Genomic DNA, 15,349 nt, shown 5'->3' with positions numbered 1-15,349 from the left:
AGATCGTCGCAGCCATCGCACACCGGAAAACTCGGCAACATATGCAACTGTAGTACTAGGCTCCAGACCTATTGATTTCAGGCGATTGGCATGATCCAGGCTTCGCAAGGAGATCCGATCGATGAGCAATCCTTTCCCGACAAGGCTGAAACATGAATGCTGCGCCGGCCACGAACGGCGGGTCTGGTGACGCTGCGGCGCGGCGATTGACGGTGAGGTGGAGGCCCGCAGTGGGCCGTCCGCGGCTCCCGGCAGGAGAGCGCGGGGAGCGGAACTTCGCCGCGGTCGGCGCGAAGTTCTGCGATGCGGACAGAGAAGGCCTCTATCAAACCGCGCCGTGGGTTCGAATCTGAACTCATCCTTTGGTGATGTCTCTTTGCTGCGGCATCCTGAGCCGCGTTTGCCCTGGCCGCGCCGATCTCAGAGGTCTGACGATGGCTGGCTTCTGAAGAAAAGCGCCAGCATCAGGAGGCATCCCGGGACGGTGATTGCCCAGGGAGCGCCCAGAAGCAGGACGGATGCCGAGAATGTCGGGTAGAAATATGCGACAGCAAAGAATGGCGTGATCAGGCCATTGGCAATGAAGAACAGCCTGACCCATCTTTGCAGACCCATCTTCCCAAAGACCGGTATGGCGAAAATCGTAGCCAGGTTGAGGAATATGTACCCGAGCCCGTCAATGTCCCAGAAGAGCGAGTGCGGGGTCTGGTTGAGCAAGCTGAGCGGGCCGGCCGTACCTTCCTGATTTTCGAACGTCCAGAAGTATCCGTTCGGGATCACGGTTGCCAACTGGACCACGTAGTTGAGCGTGCAATAGGTCACGTATATCGAAGCGAATGCGATCGCGGCGTGGCTCCATATCCTTTTCTCGACGGGGACCGTGTAGTGGAGTGCAAGCATTGCGATCAGGAACGGGACCGGTATTATCAGCGAGAAGCCAAATGCAATTGCCGAGTCCTGCAACGGGGTGACCATGTTGAAGATCTGCAGCGGCACACTGGCGACGTAGCCGACCGCACCGACAAACGCGACGAGGGCTGACCAGAAGCCGAGCCTGTTGATTGTCGCTGACCCGCCTTGGCTCATGGGCGTCCTCCGGCCGAGTTGTCCGCACCTCCCCGCAGGCAGTCCGCCAAGATCATCTGGAACGCGGCGCTACTGGCGCATACCAGCAATTTCCAGGCGATCGCCCGCGATGAACAGCATCGTCACTGGAAGTGCATCGGGCAAGACTTGCGATTCCGGCGCCAAGGAGCTCGGTCGAGACCCGCCGGTTGGGTACGCGGGAAAGCCAGAGGAACCGGCTCGCCGAACAGTCGGGTCGGCCAGCGGGTCAGAGGAAGCGGCGCTGGCCGGGTAGTCCCGGCGACGCTTGCAGAGCCAGGCATAGGCTTCATCAAACATGTCATCCGAGGCTATGCGGTGGATGAGCATGGGGCGAAGACAGGATGTGCCTGCTTATCTCAGACGGATGCCAGCCAGGCGACGAGAGACATTACTCATCTGCCAAAGAAGAAAATGGGAGAAATTGGGGCAGATATTTGGGTGGATCGTTGGGCGGAACGCGTCCCGCGTGGGATAGAAAATAGAAATATTACAATTGGTTGAAAGTTTTTTTGGCTCCGGCGGTAGGGATCGAACCTACGACCAATTGATTAACAGTCAACTGCTCTACCGCTGAGCTACGCCGGAACACGGGGGGCCGTATAGCAACTGCATCTGGGGTCGTCCAGAGGCAAAATCAGGAAACCGGCACGGAGTTTTTCGGCAGGCTCCAGCGCGCGCCGAGACCCGGCGGACCAGAGGGCTCGGCGAGATTTCTGGACGCAAGATCAAGGAGATGGGCAAAGGCGTTGCGCTCGGCCGCCGGACGCAGCGCGGGCGGGGTTTCAGGGTAGGCGCGGGCGGTGATCGCTGCGAGGTCCAGCGGCGCTGGGGCAAGGGCCGCGAGGATCGCGGCCTCGCGGGCGCGGCGGTGGGCGGTCAGCGCCGCGATGCGTCCGGCGGGGTCGTCGACCGGGGCGCCGTGGCCGGGGTAGAGCCTGCGGGCCGGTCGCGCGGCCAGGCGGGCGAGCGAGGCCATGAAGGCCCCCATGTCTCCGTCCGGCGGCGAGATCAGGGAGCTCGACCAGCCCATCACGTGGTCGCCGGTGAAGATCGCCCCCTCCGCGTGACCGTCACCGCCGCTCGGGCCCCCGCTGGCCGCGAAGCAGAGGTGGTTGCTGAAATGTCCCGGTGTCCAGAGCGCCGTCAGCTGCCAGCCCGTGCCCGCCACGACCTCGCCATCAGCCAGCAGGCGGTCGGGGGCGAAACCTTCGTCCACGCCCTCGCCGCCGCCGATCCCGCCCTGCGCGGCCAGGGCCGCCATCGCAGGGCTGCGGCCGGCCCCGGTGGGGCCGAAGGCCAGCACCGGCGCGCCGGTCGCCGCGGCCAGCGGGCGGGCAAGGCCGGAGTGATCTCGGTGGCTGTGGGTGACGAGGATGTGGCTGACCCGCTCCCCCGGCGCCAGTGCGGCGAGAATCGCCTGCAGGTGCGTCTCCATCGCCGGCCCCGGGTCGATCACCGCCACCGCGCCCTGGCCCAGAAGGTATGTGTTGGTGCCCCGCTCCGTCATCGGCGAGGGGTTGGGCGCAAGAACCCGCCGCAGTCCGGGCTCCAGAAGCTCGAGGGCCAAGCGATCCGTGTCCGATGTCATCTCCCGCTTCCTCTCCTCTCCGGCTGCGGCTAGGCTCGCGGCCGATGAAACCCGCCTGGCTCAAACCCTTTCTGCCCCGCAGCCTGCACGGACGTGCCGCGCTGATCCTGCTGGTGCCCGTGGTGACGATCCAGCTCGTCGTCTCCGTCGTCTTCGTGCAGCGCCATTACGAGGGCGTCACCCGGCAGATGACCGGCAACATCGTCCTCGAAGTGGGCTATTTGCTGCACCGGGTCAACGGCGCCTCGACGCTGGAGCAGGCGCAGGCCCGTGCCCAGGACCTCGGCCGCCCTCTGGACCTGAACGTTACGCTGCCCGGGCCCGCGGCCCATGGGGTGCATCGGCATTGGTACGATCTCTCGGGCCGGCAGATGGTCTACACCCTGCGGCAGCGCATGCCGCAGGTGGAGGGGATCGACCTCACCTCCGACCCGCGCTCCGTCACGATCACGATTCCCAGCCACTGGGGGCCGATGGAGGTCGACTTCGACCGAAGCCGAGTCTCTGCCTCCAATCCCCACCAGCTCCTGGTGCTGATGCTCTTCGTCTCGGTGCTGATGACGCTGATCGCCTATCTCTTCCTGCGCAACCAGCTGAAGCCGATCACCCGGCTCGCCGCCGCGGCGGAGGCCTTCGGCAAGGGCCGCTCCGTGCCCTACCGTCCGCGCGGGGCGACCGAGGTGCGCGCCGCCGGCCTCGCCTTTCTTGAGATGCGCGCCCGGATCGAGCGCCAGATCGAGCAGCGCACCCGCATGCTCTCCGGCGTCAGCCATGACCTCAGAACCCCGCTCACCCGGCTCCAGCTCGGCCTCGCCATGCTGGAGGATGATGCGGAGGTGGCCGAGTTGCGCCGCGACGTGGAGGATATGGAGCGTCTTCTCGACGCCTTCCTCGCCTTCGCCCGCGGTGACGCGTTGGAGGCGCCGGAGGAGGTGGACCCGGCCCGGCTCGTCGCCCGGGTGGTCGAGAACGCCGTCCGCGCCGGTCAGCCCGTCAGCCTTCGCCCGGCCCGGGGCGAGGGGCGCGCGCTTCTACGGCCGCATTCGGTGGCCCGCGCGATCGAGAACCTCGTTGCCAACGCGGTGCGCTACGGAACGCGCGTCGAGGTCGGCGTGACGCTGACCGAGCGGCAGGTGATCATCGCGGTGGAAGACGACGGACCCGGCATTCCGCCCGAGCGGCGGGAGGAGGCGATGCGCCCCTTCATCCGGCTCGACGCCGCGCGCAACCAGGACCTCGGCGGCGGGGTGGGTCTCGGCCTCTCGATCACGGCCGATGTGGCGCGCAGCCATGGCGGCGCGCTCCGGCTCGGCGAAAGCGCCAAGCTCGGCGGCCTGAAGGCGGAGCTGGTGCTCGCCCGCTGACCGGCAAGGTCCCGTGCATCGACGCGTGCCGCCTTGCACCTTCCGTGCCCGCGCGGCATCGTGCGCCGAACGCTCCGGGGGGATCGATGAAGACCGAGGACAGGCAGCTTCTGAGCGCGCTCTTCGCCGCAGCGGTGAAGGCCGCCGATCCGGAAGCCGCGCTCAGGCGTGCGCTGCCCGCGAAGCCGAAGGGCCGCACCGTGGTGATCGGCGCCGGCAAGGGCGCGGCGCAACTCGCCGCCGCGTTCGAACGGCTCTGGGATGGCCCCCTCGAAGGCACCGTCGTCACCCGCTACGGCTACGCCGCGCCCTGCACGCGCATCCGCGTGCTGGAGGCCGCCCACCCGGTCCCCGATGCGGCCGGTCTCGCCGCGTCGGAGGCGCTTCTGGCCGCGGTCGCGGGCCTGACGGCGGATGACCTTGTGGTGGCGCTGGTCTGCGGGGGCGGCTCGGCGCTCTTGCCCGCGCCGCCGGGCGATCTGACGCTGGAGGACGAGGCCGCGCTGAACCGCGCGCTCCTCGCCTCGGGCGCGCCGATCGGGGTGATGAACGCCATCCGCAAGCAGGCGAGCCGGATCAAGGGCGGCCGCCTCGCGCTCGCCGCCCACCCGGCGCGGGTGGTCAGCCTCGTCGTCTCCGACGTGCCGGGCGACGATCCGGCGCAGGTCGCCTCCGGTCCGACCGTGGCCGACGGCGTGACCCGGGCCGAGGCCCGTGCGCTGGTCCAGACCTGGGGCATCGCCCTGCCGGAGAAGATCGCCGCCTGGATCGCCTCGGACGAGGGCCTCGCCCCCGATCCCGCCAATCCACGGCTGGCCCGGAACGAGGTGCGCGTCATCGCCTCCGCCCGCCTCTCGCTGGAGGCCGCGGCAGACGAGGCCGCCCGCGCCGGCATCCCCGCCGCCATCCTCTCCGACGCGATCGAGGGCGAGGCGCGCGACGTCGGCCGCGTCCACGCCGCCATCGCCCGCGAGGTCGCGCTGCGCGACCGGCCCGTGCCGCGGCCGGTGGTTCTGCTTTCCGGCGGCGAGACGACGGTGACGCTGCGCGGAAAGGGCAGGGGCGGGCGCAACACCGAGTTCCTCCTCGCCCTCGCGCTGGCGGCCGAAGGGCTGCCCGTCGCGGCGCTCGCCGCCGACACGGACGGCATCGACGGATCGGAAGACAACGCCGGCGCCTTTGCCGACGGGGCCAGCATGGCGCGGCTGCGCGCGCTCGGCGCCGATCCGGCGGCACTGCTCGCCGGCAATGACGCCTGGGGCGCCTTCGACCGCCTCGGCGATCTCTTCGTGCCCGGACCGACCGGCACCAACGTCAATGATTTCCGCGCCATCCTGATCCGCTGACGCGCCCCACCGGAGCCAAGTCCATGCCCGCCCCAATCCGCTTTCTGCATCTGACCGACCTGCATATCTCCGACCCGGCGGTGCCGGACCCGGAGCTGTCGACCGACACGCTGGCAGCGCTCGACGAGGCCATCGCCCGTATCGCGGCGATGGACCCGGCCCCCGCCTTCGTGGTGATCAGCGGCGATCTGACCAACCGGGGCGACGCGGAAAGCTACCGCCTGCTGGCCGGACGCCTGTCGCGGATCGCGGTGCCGGTCTTCCTCGCGATGGGCAACCACGACGACCGCGCCGCCTTCCACGCTGAGCTGCTCGGCCAGCCGGGGAACGCGCGCTACGCCCATGACGGTCTTGCCGGCGGCGCCCATGTCATCGTGCTCGACAGCCAGCAGCCCGGCAGGATCGGCGGGCGGCTGGAGGAGGACCAGTTCGCCTTTCTCGAGGCCGCCCTGGCGCGCCACCCGGACGTGCCGAAGATCGTGGTCTGCCATCACCCCCCGGCCCATTCCGCCGAGGAGGAGCTTATCTGGCACAGCCTCGACTGGGAAAGCACCGCCCGCCTCGGCGCGGCGCTTCAGGGCCGCGCCGAGGGCCTGCTCTGCGGGCACGTCCACGTGCCGCGGGTCAGCCATTGGCACGGGCTTCCGGTCGTCGTCGGCAACGGGCTGCACAATCTCATCGACCCGATGGTGCTCGACGGGATGCGGATCATGGAGACGGTGGGCTTCACCCTCTGCACGCTTCGCCCTTCGGGGCTGACGGCGGAATTCGTCACCTTCCCGCACCGGGACAGGGAACTGGCGCATCTGCCGATGGAGGTGGTGCGAAGCTTCGTGTGACCCCTGACGCGGCGCCTCGGGGGCCGCGCCACCGCTCCGGCCCCGGGCCCGCAAGGGCGGGGGGCGGCGCGCCGGGTCAGTAGCTGCGGATCAGTCCGACGAGGCGGCCCTGCACCCGCACCCGCGCCTCGGGCAGGATGCGCGATTCAAAGGCCGGGTTGGCGGCTTCCAGCACGATCATTCCGCCGCGGCGGCGGAACCGTTTCAGCGTCGCCTCGGCATCGTCGACCAGCGCCACGACGATATCGCCGTTCTCCGCGGTGATCTGCTCGCGGATCACCACCACGTCGCCGTCGTTGATCCCGGCCTCGATCATCGACTCGCCACGCACCTCCAGCGCGTAATGCTGGCCTTTGCCCGAAAGCATCGCGCCGGGCACCGCGACATGGTGCGAGATCTCCTGGATCGCCTCGATCGGCACACCGGCGGCAATCCGGCCCATCACCGGCAGCTCCAGCGCATGCACCGGCTCCACCGTCATCGCGCTAGCGGGGCGGTCGGCCTTGGCGCCCTCGATCACGCGGGGGGTGAAACCGTCGCGCTCCAGCGCCTCGGGCAGCTTTACGATCTCCAGCGCCCGCGCCCGGTGGGCAAGACGGCGGATGAATCCCCGTTCCTCAAGCGCGGTGATCAACCGGTGGATGCCCGATTTCGACCGCAGGTCGAGCGCATCCTTCATCTCGTCGAACGAGGGCGGAACCCCGTCCGCCTGCATCCGCTTGTTGATGAAATCCAGCAATTCCAGCTGCTTACGGGTCAGCATGCCGAGCAATCCCTTCGTGGCTGCCGCGGGTGTTCGGATAATGTTCTAGCCGTGTTCCCGATTTGTGTCAAGCGGTTGCCAGGCTTGGGGCAGGGCGCCCGGGGATCAGAGCGGCAGGTATTCGACCTCTGCGCCCGCCGCGCGCGGCCCGTCGCCCAGCGGGCGGACGAGCAGCGCATCGGCCTCGGTCAGAATGCCGAGAAGCGAGGAATCCTGACGCCCGAACGGCGCGATCGCGGGCAGGCCGGGGCCGGGCGAAAGCCGTGCCCGCATGTAATGCGTCCGGGGGCCGTTGGCGGGCACGTCCTCGGCCAGAACCGCGCGCCGCGTCTCGGCGGGGGCCGCGCCCAGGCCCAGCATGGCGCGCAGCATGGGCAGCATGAAGAGGTGCCCGCAAACGATTGACGACACGGGATTTCCCGGCAGGCCGAGCATCGCCGCTCCGCCCAGCCGCCCGGCCATCAGCGGCTTTCCGGGGCGCATCGCGATCTTGTAGAAGGCGCGGTCCAGCCCCATCTCGCTCGCGACCTTGCCGACCAGGTCGTGGTCGCCCACCGAGGCGCCGCCGATGGTCACCACCAGGTCCGCCCCCTCGGCCAGCCCGAGAACGAGCCGCAGTTCCGCCTCGGTGTCCCGCGCGATGGGCAGCAGGCGCACCTCCGCCCCCTCGGCCTCGGCCATCGCCTTCAGCGCGAAGGTGTTGGAGGCGATGATCTGGTCCGGGCCCGGGTCCTCCCCCGGCATCACCAGCTCGTCCCCCGTGGCGATCAGCGCGACGACCGGGCGGCGCGTCACCGGCAGCTCGGCCAGGTTCATCGCCGCCAGCAGCGCAAGATCCGCCGGCCGCAGCCGCCGCGGCGCGGTCACCCGGTCGCCGGCGGAGAAATCCCCGCCGCGCGGGCGAATATTGGTGCCGGAGTCGAGTCGATCCCCCAGCGTGACGATGTCGCCCTCGCGGGTCACGTCCTCCTGGATCACCACGCGGTCGGCGCCCTCCGGCACCGGCGCGCCAGTGAAGATCCGTACCGCTTCGCCTTCTCCGACGCGGCCCGGAAAGGAATGCCCCGCGCCGGCCTCTCCGATCACCCGAAAACGGGCGCCGGGGCCGGCCGCGCGGCCGCGGATCGCGTAGCCGTCCATGGCGGAGGCGGCGAAGGGCGGCTGGTCACGGCGGGCCGCCACGTCCTCGGCCAGAACCCGTCCCGCGGCCTCGGCCAGCGCCACGCGCTCCGCCTCCAGCGGGCGGACGAGGGCGAAGACCCGTTCCAGCGCCTCTTCGACCGGGATCATGTGCGTTCGAAGCGGCCCGACTTGCCGCCCTCTTTCATCACAAGGCGGATGGCCTCGATCTCCATCCCCTTCTCGACGGCCTTCAGCATGTCATAGACCGTCAGCGCCGCCACGCTGACCGCGGTCAGCGCCTCCATCTCCACCCCGGTCTGGCCAGAGGTCTTGACGGTCGCGCGGATCCGCACGCCGGGAAGGCTCTCGTCAGGCTCCAGATCCAGCGCGACGCGGGTGACGGGCAGGGGATGGCACAGCGGGATCAGGTCCGATGTCTTCTTCGCCGCCATGATCCCGGCGATGCGCGCGACACCCAGAACGTCGCCCTTCTTCGCGGTGCCCGCGGTCACATGCGCCAGCGTCTCTGCCGTCATCCGCACCTGGCCCTCTGCCACCGCCACGCGGTCCGTCACCGCCTTGTCGGAGACGTCGACCATATGCGCGCGGCCCTCGGCATCGAAATGCGTCAGAGCCATCAGATCCCCCCGGCTGTCAGCGGGTCGGCCAGAAGCTTCTTCGTGGCCAGCGCCACGTCCGCCTGCCGCATCAGGCTTTCGCCGATCAGGAAGGACCGCACCCCGTAGCGGGCAAGCCCGGCAAGGTCCTCCGGCGTGAAAAGACCGCTTTCGGAGACCAGCGTCGCCCCCGCGGGCGCGAGCCGGGCGAGGGTGCGCGTCACGTCCAGGCTGGTCTCGAACGTGTGCAGGTTGCGGTTGTTGATGCCGACGAGTTCCGACTGCAGCAGGGCCGCGCGCTCCAGTTCCGCCTCGTCATGGACCTCGATCAGAACGTCCATGCCCCAGTCGAGCGCCGCGGCCTCCAGCTCCGCCGCTTGCGCATCGTCGAGGCTGGCGAGGATGAGGAGGATGCAATCCGCCCCCCAGGCCCGCGCCTCGGCGACCTGGTAGGTGTCGTAAAGGAAGTCCTTGCGCAGGGCGGGCAGCATGGTCGCCTCCCGCGCGGCGGTCAGGTATTCCGGCGCACCCTGGAACGACGGCCCGTCCGTCAGCACCGAAAGACAGGCGGCACCGCCCTCCTCGTAGGCGCGGGCGAGGGCGGGCGGGTCGAAATCCGCCCTTATCAGCCCCTTGGAGGGCGAGGCCTTCTTCACCTCGGCGATCAGGCCGTAGCCGGTCCTCCCGGCCTCCTGCAGGGCTGCGCGGAAGCCGCGCGGTGCGCTCTGGGCGCGGGCGCGGGCCTCCAGATCGGCAAGCGGCACGGCCGCCTTGGCGGCGGCGATCTCTTCAAGCTTGTAGGCCTTGATGCGGTCGAGAATTGTGCTCATGCGCCAGAGGTAGCGCGGGCGCCGGGCAAAGAAAAGTGAATTGGGCGGAGGCGGGCACACGGGCCGGGGCGATGCTGGTGCGACTGGCCCGGTCCGAAGGGGGTGTTGCGTGGCAGGCAGGAGCACCGTCCCGATTTACGGAATCAATACGGTGCGAAAGCGGTGCTGAAGCTGTGCTGAATCGGTAACCGGATTTCTGATCCCCGCCAATGCCTTGCGCCCGGATCCTGCACGAAGAAGGGGCGCCCCTGCGGACGCCCCCGAAAGCCTTCCTTAACCGGATCGTCAGCCGCGCATCCGGCTGCCGTCTGCGTCGAAAAGCGGTTCGGTGACCAGCCGCGCCGGGCGGCGCTCGCCGAGGATCTCGATCTCGACCTCCAGCCCCTCGCGCGCCTTGCCCTCGGGCAGGAAGCCGATGGCGACCGACTTGCCGGCATAGTGCGAATAGCCGCCCGAGGTGCAGTAGCCCACCACCTCGCCGTCAAGCCAGATCGGCTCCCAGGCCACCACGTCGGCGCCGTCGGCCTCGACGATGAAACTCGCCAGCCGCCGCTTCGGACCCGCGGCCTTTTCGGCTAGGGCGGCTTTCTTGCCGATCCACTCTACCGGCTTGTTCCACTTGATGAATCTGTCGAGGCCCGTCTCCGCCGGCGTGTAGTCGGGCGAGAACTCGCGGCCCCAGGACCCGAAGAACCGGTCAAGCCGCAGGCTCATCATCGCCCGCATCCCGAAGGGCCGCAGGCCAAGGTCCTTCCCGGCTTCCCAGAGCGTATGCCAGAGATGCCGCTGGCTCATGTGGTCGCAGTAGATCTCGTAGCCCAGATCGCCGGTGTAGCTGACGCGCTGAACGATGCAGTCGGCCATGCCCACGGTCATCCGTTTCACGTCCAGGAACTTCAAGGCCGCCGCGGAAACATCTGCGCGCGTTACCTTTTCCAGAAGTGCGCGGGCTTTTGGGCCGGCAATCTGGAAGCCGGTGCGCTGGTCGGAGATGTTTTCCACCCGCACACCCTCGTCCATGTTCAGCTCGAACCAGCGCATGTGCCAGCCCTGGGCGCCGTAGCTGGCGGTGACCTGGAATTCCTCTTCGCCCAGGCAGGAGACGGTGAAGTCGCCGTAGATCTTGCCCGAGGGCGCGAGCATCGGCGTCAGCGCCAGGCGGCCCGGCTTCGGGATCAGCCCTGCCATGATCCGGTCAAGCCAGGCGCGGGCGCCGGGGCCGGTAACCCGGTATTTACCGAAGTTCTGTATCTCGTTGATGCCGACGCCCTCACGCACCGCCAGCACCTCCTGCCGGGTCGCCTCCCAGGCGTTGGAGCGGCGGAAGCTCGGGGTTTCGTAGGTCGGCTCGCCCGGCAGGGCGTGGTAGTTGACGACCTCCAGCCCGTATTGCTGGCCCCAGACGGCCCGCATGTCGGTGAAGATGTCGTACATCGGCGTGGTGCGGAACGGCCTGGCGGCCGGGCGTTCCTCGTTGGGATAGGAGACCGAGAACCGCATCTGGTAGTTCTCGACGACCTTCGGGACGGTGTAGCCCGGCGTCGTCCAGTTGCCGAAGCGGGAGACGTCAAAGCCGCGCGGGTCGCGCTCGGTCTCGCCATGGATCATCCATTGCGCGAGCATCAGCCCCATGCCGCCGCCCTGGCTGAACCCGGCCATGACCGCGCAGGCGGACCAGTAGTTGCGCAAGCCCGGCACCGGGCCGAGCAGCGGGTTGCCGTCGGGCGCGAAGGTGAAGGGCCCGTGGATCACCCGCTTCACGCCGGACCGGCCGAGGACGGGGACACGGTTATAGGCGAAGGCCACCGAATCCTCGATCTTGTCGAGGTTGTCGGGCAGAAGCTCATGCCCGAACTGCCAGGGCGTGCCATCGATCGCCCACGGCTCGCAGGGCTTCTCGTAGAACCCGATGCAAAGGCCGCGACCCTCTTGGCGCAGGTAGAACTCCCCGCCCGGGTCCATGACATGCGGGAACTCGCGGCCAGAGCCAAGAATGTCCATGATTTCCGGTACATCGTCGGTGACGAGGTACTGGTGCGCCATCGGCAGAAGCGGCAGGTAGACGCCGGCCATTGCGCCAACCTCGCGCGCCCAGAGGCCGCCGGCGTTGACCAGGTGTTCGCAGGTCACGGTGCCCTGTTCGGTCACGACCGCCCAGCCGTCGCTGGTGGGCTTCGTCTCCAGCACGCGGTTGTGGAGCACGATCTCCGCCCCTGCCATCCGCGCCGCCTTGGCATAGGCATGGGTGGTCCCCGAGGGGTCGAGGTGCCCGTCCAGCGGGTCGTAGAGCCCGCCGAGGATGCCCTTGGTATCCACCAGCCCGTCGGTCAGCTTCTCGATCTCGGCGGGGCTGAGGATCTCCGTCTCCAGCCCCATGTAGCGGTGCTTGGCGCGCTCCGCCTTCAGCATCTCGAAGCGGGCGGTGTTGTCGGCCAGCGTCACGCCGCCGACATGGTGCAGCCCGCAGGACAGGCCGGTGATCTTCTCCAGCTCCTTGTAAAGCCGGATCGTGTAGCCCTGCAGCGCAGCCATGTTGGTGTCGCCGTTCAGGGTGTGGAACCCGCCCGCCGCGTGCCAGGTGGAGCCGGAGGTCAGCTCCGACCGCTCGATCAGCAGAACGTCGCTCCAGCCGAGCTTGGTCAGGTGATAGAGCACCGAGCAGCCGACCACGCCACCCCCGATTACCACGACACGCGCATGGGTCTTCATGAAAAAAACTCCCTCGGATTTGGCGCCAGACTGGCCCCGGCCTTGGGGCCGATCATGTCAGAGCGCGACAATTCATGTCGCTTGCGCCCAACTCGCCGCCCCTGCTGGCCGGCATGGGCAAGCCCGCTTTCTGCACCATATGATGGGACACAGGAGGTGCAAGATGATCCGCAAGACATGGTCAATCGCCGCGGCGCTCACAGCCGCCGCAACGCTCGCCGCCGCCGATCCCGCGCCCGCCTATCTCGACAACCGCTCGGGGCCGGCAGAGCTGGTCCGCTCGCTCTACAACGCCATCACGCTGCACCAATATGCCCGGGCCTGGAGCTATTTCGGCGCCCGCAAGCCGGTGGGCGACTACAAGGCCTTCGCCAAGGGCTATGACAGGACCGCCTCGGTCCGGGTGAAGATCGGCAAGGTTCGAAGCGACGGCGCGGCGGGCAGCATCTACGCCACCGTGCCGGTCGCGGTAGAGGCGGTCGGCACCGACGGCAGCCGCCGGATCTTCTCCGGCTGCTACCGGACGCGCTTCATAGAGCCGGACATCCAGGATCCGCCTTTCCGCCCGCTTTTCATCGAGACCGGACACCTCGCCCGGAGCGCGCGGACCTTCTCTGAAGCCGTGCCGAGCGCCTGCACGGATGACGCACAGCCGATCTTCGCCACCGGCGGCTGAGGCCGGGCAGGGGCCTTCGGTCATGCGAAAGGGGGGCCGAAGCCCCCCTTTGCTCGTCTCGGGCGGTCGGCCCTATTTCTCGGGGATCAGTCCCTTTGGACTGAACCTGAGCACAAGGAGCAGCACGGCCCCCACGACCGGCAGACGCATCTGCACCGCGTTATCGATCAGGTGTTGCTTGATCAGTCCGGCCGGCAGCGGCGAGGTGAGGAAGCCCAGGATCGCCGGGCCGACGCTTTCGGCCTCGTCCCAGAGGAGCATCACGATGAGCGCCCCCGCAACCGAACCCCAGTTGTTGCCGGAGCCGCCGAGGATCACCATCGCCCAGATCAGGAAGGTGTAGCGCAGCGGGTCGTTGTAGCTCTGCGGCGCCATCAGCCCGTGGAGCATGACGTAAAGCGCCCCGGCGATGCCGATGACGGCAGAGCCCAGCACGAAGACCTGCAGGTGCCGGCGCTTCACGTCCTTGCCCATGGCCTCGGCCGCGATCTCGTTGTCGCGGATCGCGCGCATCATCCGGCCCCAGGGCGACTTCAGCGACAGCTCCGCCAGCGTCAGCAGCACCAGCAGGATGCAGGTAAAGACCACCGCGAAACAGATGCCGACAAAGACGGTGGACGCAGTGCGCACATCTATCCCCCAGGATTGGGCGAGATGGATGAACCACTGCTGCTTCTGCAGGTTGACCTCATGCGGCACCGGCCAGCGGCCGATGTTGATGATGTTCTTCACGCCGCGGTCCAGCCAGTCTTCGTTCATCAGCACTGCGATGACGATCTGGCCGATCCCCAGAGTGGCGATGGCGAGGTAGTCGGACCGCAGGCCAAGCGCCGTCTTGGCGATGGCCCAGGCCGCGCCCGCCGCAAGCACGCCGCCGAGGAGCCACGAGACCGGGATAGGCAGGCCGAGGCCGCCGATGTTGCCCGTGGAGGCCGGCGTCACGGCCTCGACCGAGTTCACCGCCGGGTCGTAGCCCATCCGGAACAGGATCAGCCCGACGAGAAGCAGCGCCCCCATAGACAGCGCCCGCTTCCGTCCCGGCTCCATCGCGCGGTAAAGCCGCAGCGCGCCCCAGATCACAACCGCCCCGAAAAGGAGCGAGCCGAGGATCCGCGGCGTCCCCGCCGCCCAGGCGCCCGGCGCCGGCGGGTTGGTGATCAGCACCAGCGCGAGGCCGCCGAGCCCGAAGAACCCGGCCACGCCGACGTTAAAGAGGCCCGCATAGCCCCATTGCATGTTCACCCCCAGCGCCATGATGGCCACGATCAGCCCGTCGTTGAGGATGGTGACGGCCAGCGCCCAGCTCTGGGTGAAGCCGACGATCAGATAGACCAGTCCGACGCCGATAAAGACGACGAGTGCGCGAATGGAAGGCGTCATACCGATTTCCCCTTGAAGAGGCCCGTCGGGCGGAACAGCAGAACGATGACGAGGATGGTGAAGGAGACCGCGTATTTGTAATCGGTCCCCAGGAGCTGGACGAGGCCGTCCGGCATCAGGCTCGCCGGCAGCAGGTAGCCCAGCACCTTCTTCCAGGCATAGGTGAAGATCACCTCGGAGAAGGCGATGACAAAGCCGCCCGCGATCGCGCCCAGGGGGTTGCCGAGCCCGCCGACCACGGCGGAGGCGAAGATCGGCAGCAGAAGCTGGAAGTAGGTGAAGGGCGAGAACGACTTGTCGAGCCCGTAGAGCACCCCCGCGATGGTGGCGAGCGCGGCCACGATCAGCCAGGTGACGGTCACGACCCGCTCCGGGTTGATGCCGGAAAGAAGCGCCAGATCCTCGTTATCCGAGAAGGCCCGCATCGACTTGCCGGTGCGGGTGCGGTTGAGGAACCAGAACAGAAGCGTCACCACGATGATCGCGGTGACCACGGTGATGACCGATGTCGTCCGGATCGCCAGCCCCTCCTGCAGCCCCGTCATCTTGCGGTACTGCAACGCGTTGATGATGAAGCGCTTGCCGTCGGCGAAGTTCTGGTCGGACACGCCGATGATGAAGCGCGTCAGGCCGTTCATGATGAACATCACGCCCATCGAGACGATCACAAGGATCACCGGTGCGGCCTTCTGTTTTCGGTAGAAGCGGTAGACCACGCGGTCGGTCCCCAGCAGCAGTGCCGCCGTGCCGATGATGCCGAAGGGCAGGGCAAGCAGCGCCGTCGGCAGAGGCCCGAACGTGATCCCCCAGGACTGGAAGAGCCATGTCACCAGGATCGTGAGGGCGGTGCCGAAGGCCATCGTGTCGCCATGGGCGAAGTTTGAGAAGCGCAGGATCCCGTAGATCAGCGTCACCCCGAGCGCGCCGAGCGCGAGCTGCGATCCGTAGGAGGTGGCCGGGATGATGACGTAGTTGAAAAGAGCCGTCAGGGCGTTGAGAAAATCCATG

The 15,349-nt window shown here is 68.1% G+C and carries 13 protein-coding genes and 1 tRNA gene; 4 read left to right on the top strand and 10 right to left on the bottom strand.

Annotation, left to right across the window (positions count from 1 at the left end):
• Positions 1–420: 420 nt before the first annotated feature.
• From EIP85_RS16260 to EIP85_RS16250, 3 genes are all read right to left on the bottom strand, one after another.
• Positions 421–1,086 carry a hypothetical protein gene (locus tag EIP85_RS16260; protein ID WP_127903270.1) on the bottom strand — a complete coding sequence of 222 codons (666 nt, stop codon included), beginning with the start codon at positions 1,084–1,086 and terminating at the stop codon, positions 421–423.
• 531 nt (positions 1,087–1,617) lie between these two features.
• Positions 1,618–1,692, bottom strand: a tRNA-Asn gene (locus tag EIP85_RS16255).
• Between the two features lie 49 nt (positions 1,693–1,741).
• Positions 1,742–2,695: an MBL fold metallo-hydrolase gene (locus tag EIP85_RS16250; protein WP_127903269.1), complete on the bottom strand. Its 954-nt coding sequence runs from the start codon at positions 2,693–2,695 to the stop codon at positions 1,742–1,744.
• A 44-nt stretch (positions 2,696–2,739) separates the two neighbouring features.
• On the opposite strand from EIP85_RS16250, the gene EIP85_RS16245 reads away from it, so the two are divergent.
• The 3 genes from EIP85_RS16245 (at position 2,740) to EIP85_RS16235 (ending at position 6,244) form a co-directional block, all read left to right on the top strand.
• Entirely contained in the window at positions 2,740–4,059 is a 1,320-nt protein-coding gene (locus tag EIP85_RS16245; protein ID WP_127903268.1) for an ATP-binding protein, read from the top strand.
• Positions 4,060–4,145: 86 nt separating this feature from the next.
• On the top strand, positions 4,146–5,405 hold the full coding sequence (locus EIP85_RS16240; protein ID WP_127903267.1) for a glycerate kinase type-2 family protein: 1,260 nt from the start codon (positions 4,146–4,148) through the stop codon (positions 5,403–5,405).
• A 23-nt stretch (positions 5,406–5,428) separates the two neighbouring features.
• Positions 5,429–6,244, top strand: a complete 816-nt coding sequence (locus EIP85_RS16235) for a metallophosphoesterase (RefSeq protein ID WP_127903266.1) — start codon at positions 5,429–5,431, stop codon at positions 6,242–6,244.
• A 76-nt stretch (positions 6,245–6,320) separates the two neighbouring features.
• On the opposite strand, the gene lexA is transcribed toward EIP85_RS16235, so the two are convergent.
• The 5 genes from lexA to EIP85_RS16210 form a co-directional block, all read right to left on the bottom strand.
• Positions 6,321–7,007, bottom strand: a complete 687-nt coding sequence (gene lexA / locus EIP85_RS16230; RefSeq protein WP_127903265.1) for a transcriptional repressor LexA — start codon at positions 7,005–7,007, stop codon at positions 6,321–6,323.
• 105 nt (positions 7,008–7,112) lie between these two features.
• Positions 7,113–8,297 (bottom strand): molybdopterin molybdotransferase MoeA, encoded by a 1,185-nt coding sequence (locus tag EIP85_RS16225; protein WP_127903264.1) that lies wholly within the window; start codon positions 8,295–8,297, stop codon positions 7,113–7,115.
• The gene (gene moaC, locus EIP85_RS16220) at positions 8,294–8,770 is read right to left on the bottom strand and encodes a cyclic pyranopterin monophosphate synthase MoaC (RefSeq protein ID WP_127903263.1); all 477 of its coding nucleotides are present in this window, start codon (positions 8,768–8,770) and stop codon (positions 8,294–8,296) included. Before moaC ends, EIP85_RS16225 begins: the two co-directional genes overlap by 4 nt.
• On the bottom strand, positions 8,767–9,576 hold the full coding sequence (gene trpC / locus EIP85_RS16215) for an indole-3-glycerol phosphate synthase TrpC (RefSeq protein WP_127903262.1): 810 nt from the start codon (positions 9,574–9,576) through the stop codon (positions 8,767–8,769). Before trpC ends, moaC begins: the two co-directional genes overlap by 4 nt.
• A gap of 285 nt (positions 9,577–9,861) precedes the next feature.
• On the bottom strand, positions 9,862–12,285 hold the full coding sequence (locus tag EIP85_RS16210; protein ID WP_127903261.1) for a GcvT family protein: 2,424 nt from the start codon (positions 12,283–12,285) through the stop codon (positions 9,862–9,864).
• 163 nt (positions 12,286–12,448) lie between these two features.
• Here EIP85_RS16210 and EIP85_RS16205 point away from each other — a divergent pair, with 163 nt between their 5' ends.
• On the top strand, positions 12,449–12,961 hold the full coding sequence (locus EIP85_RS16205) for a hypothetical protein (protein WP_127903260.1): 513 nt from the start codon (positions 12,449–12,451) through the stop codon (positions 12,959–12,961).
• Positions 12,962–13,033: 72 nt separating this feature from the next.
• Here the strand turns inward: EIP85_RS16205 and EIP85_RS16200 are convergent, their stop codons facing one another.
• Together EIP85_RS16200 and EIP85_RS16195 are read right to left on the bottom strand one after the other, a co-directional pair.
• On the bottom strand, positions 13,034–14,341 hold the full coding sequence (locus EIP85_RS16200) for a branched-chain amino acid ABC transporter permease (RefSeq protein ID WP_127903259.1): 1,308 nt from the start codon (positions 14,339–14,341) through the stop codon (positions 13,034–13,036).
• A complete protein-coding gene (locus tag EIP85_RS16195) occupies positions 14,338–15,348 on the bottom strand; it encodes a branched-chain amino acid ABC transporter permease (protein ID WP_127903258.1) in 1,011 nt (336 codons plus the stop codon). Before EIP85_RS16195 ends, EIP85_RS16200 begins: the two co-directional genes overlap by 4 nt.
• Between the last annotated feature and the right edge of the window lies 1 nt (position 15,349).

It is taken from the genome of Solirhodobacter olei, from assembly GCF_004010155.1.
In the GTDB taxonomy this organism is placed as follows: Bacteria; Pseudomonadota; Alphaproteobacteria; order Rhodobacterales; family Rhodobacteraceae; genus Solirhodobacter; species Solirhodobacter olei.
The sequence above is the reverse complement of the archived record's forward strand: the minus strand, read 5'-3'. Positions and strand labels throughout refer to the sequence as shown.

Bases quoted from the DNA above. Each gene is read 5' to 3' on its own strand.
- EIP85_RS16235 (WP_127903266.1), top strand. From the start codon at position 5,429: ATGCCCGCCCCAATCCGCTTTCTGCATCTGACCGACCTGCATATCTCC.
- EIP85_RS16240 (WP_127903267.1), top strand. From the start codon at position 4,146: ATGAAGACCGAGGACAGGCAGCTTCTGAGCGCGCTCTTCGCCGCAGCG.
- lexA (WP_127903265.1), bottom strand. From the start codon at position 7,007: ATGCTGACCCGTAAGCAGCTGGAATTGCTGGATTTCATCAACAAGCGG.
- EIP85_RS16260 (WP_127903270.1), bottom strand. From the start codon at position 1,086: ATGAGCCAAGGCGGGTCAGCGACAATCAACAGGCTCGGCTTCTGGTCA.
- EIP85_RS16195 (WP_127903258.1), bottom strand. From the start codon at position 15,348: ATGGATTTTCTCAACGCCCTGACGGCTCTTTTCAACTACGTCATCATC.
- EIP85_RS16250 (WP_127903269.1), bottom strand. From the start codon at position 2,695: ATGACATCGGACACGGATCGCTTGGCCCTCGAGCTTCTGGAGCCCGGA.
- EIP85_RS16225 (WP_127903264.1), bottom strand. From the start codon at position 8,297: ATGATCCCGGTCGAAGAGGCGCTGGAACGGGTCTTCGCCCTCGTCCGC.
- EIP85_RS16245 (WP_127903268.1), top strand. From the start codon at position 2,740: ATGAAACCCGCCTGGCTCAAACCCTTTCTGCCCCGCAGCCTGCACGGA.
- trpC (WP_127903262.1), bottom strand. From the start codon at position 9,576: ATGAGCACAATTCTCGACCGCATCAAGGCCTACAAGCTTGAAGAGATC.
- EIP85_RS16205 (WP_127903260.1), top strand. From the start codon at position 12,449: ATGATCCGCAAGACATGGTCAATCGCCGCGGCGCTCACAGCCGCCGCA.
- EIP85_RS16200 (WP_127903259.1), bottom strand. From the start codon at position 14,341: ATGACGCCTTCCATTCGCGCACTCGTCGTCTTTATCGGCGTCGGACTG.
- EIP85_RS16210 (WP_127903261.1), bottom strand. From the start codon at position 12,285: ATGAAGACCCATGCGCGTGTCGTGGTAATCGGGGGTGGCGTGGTCGGC.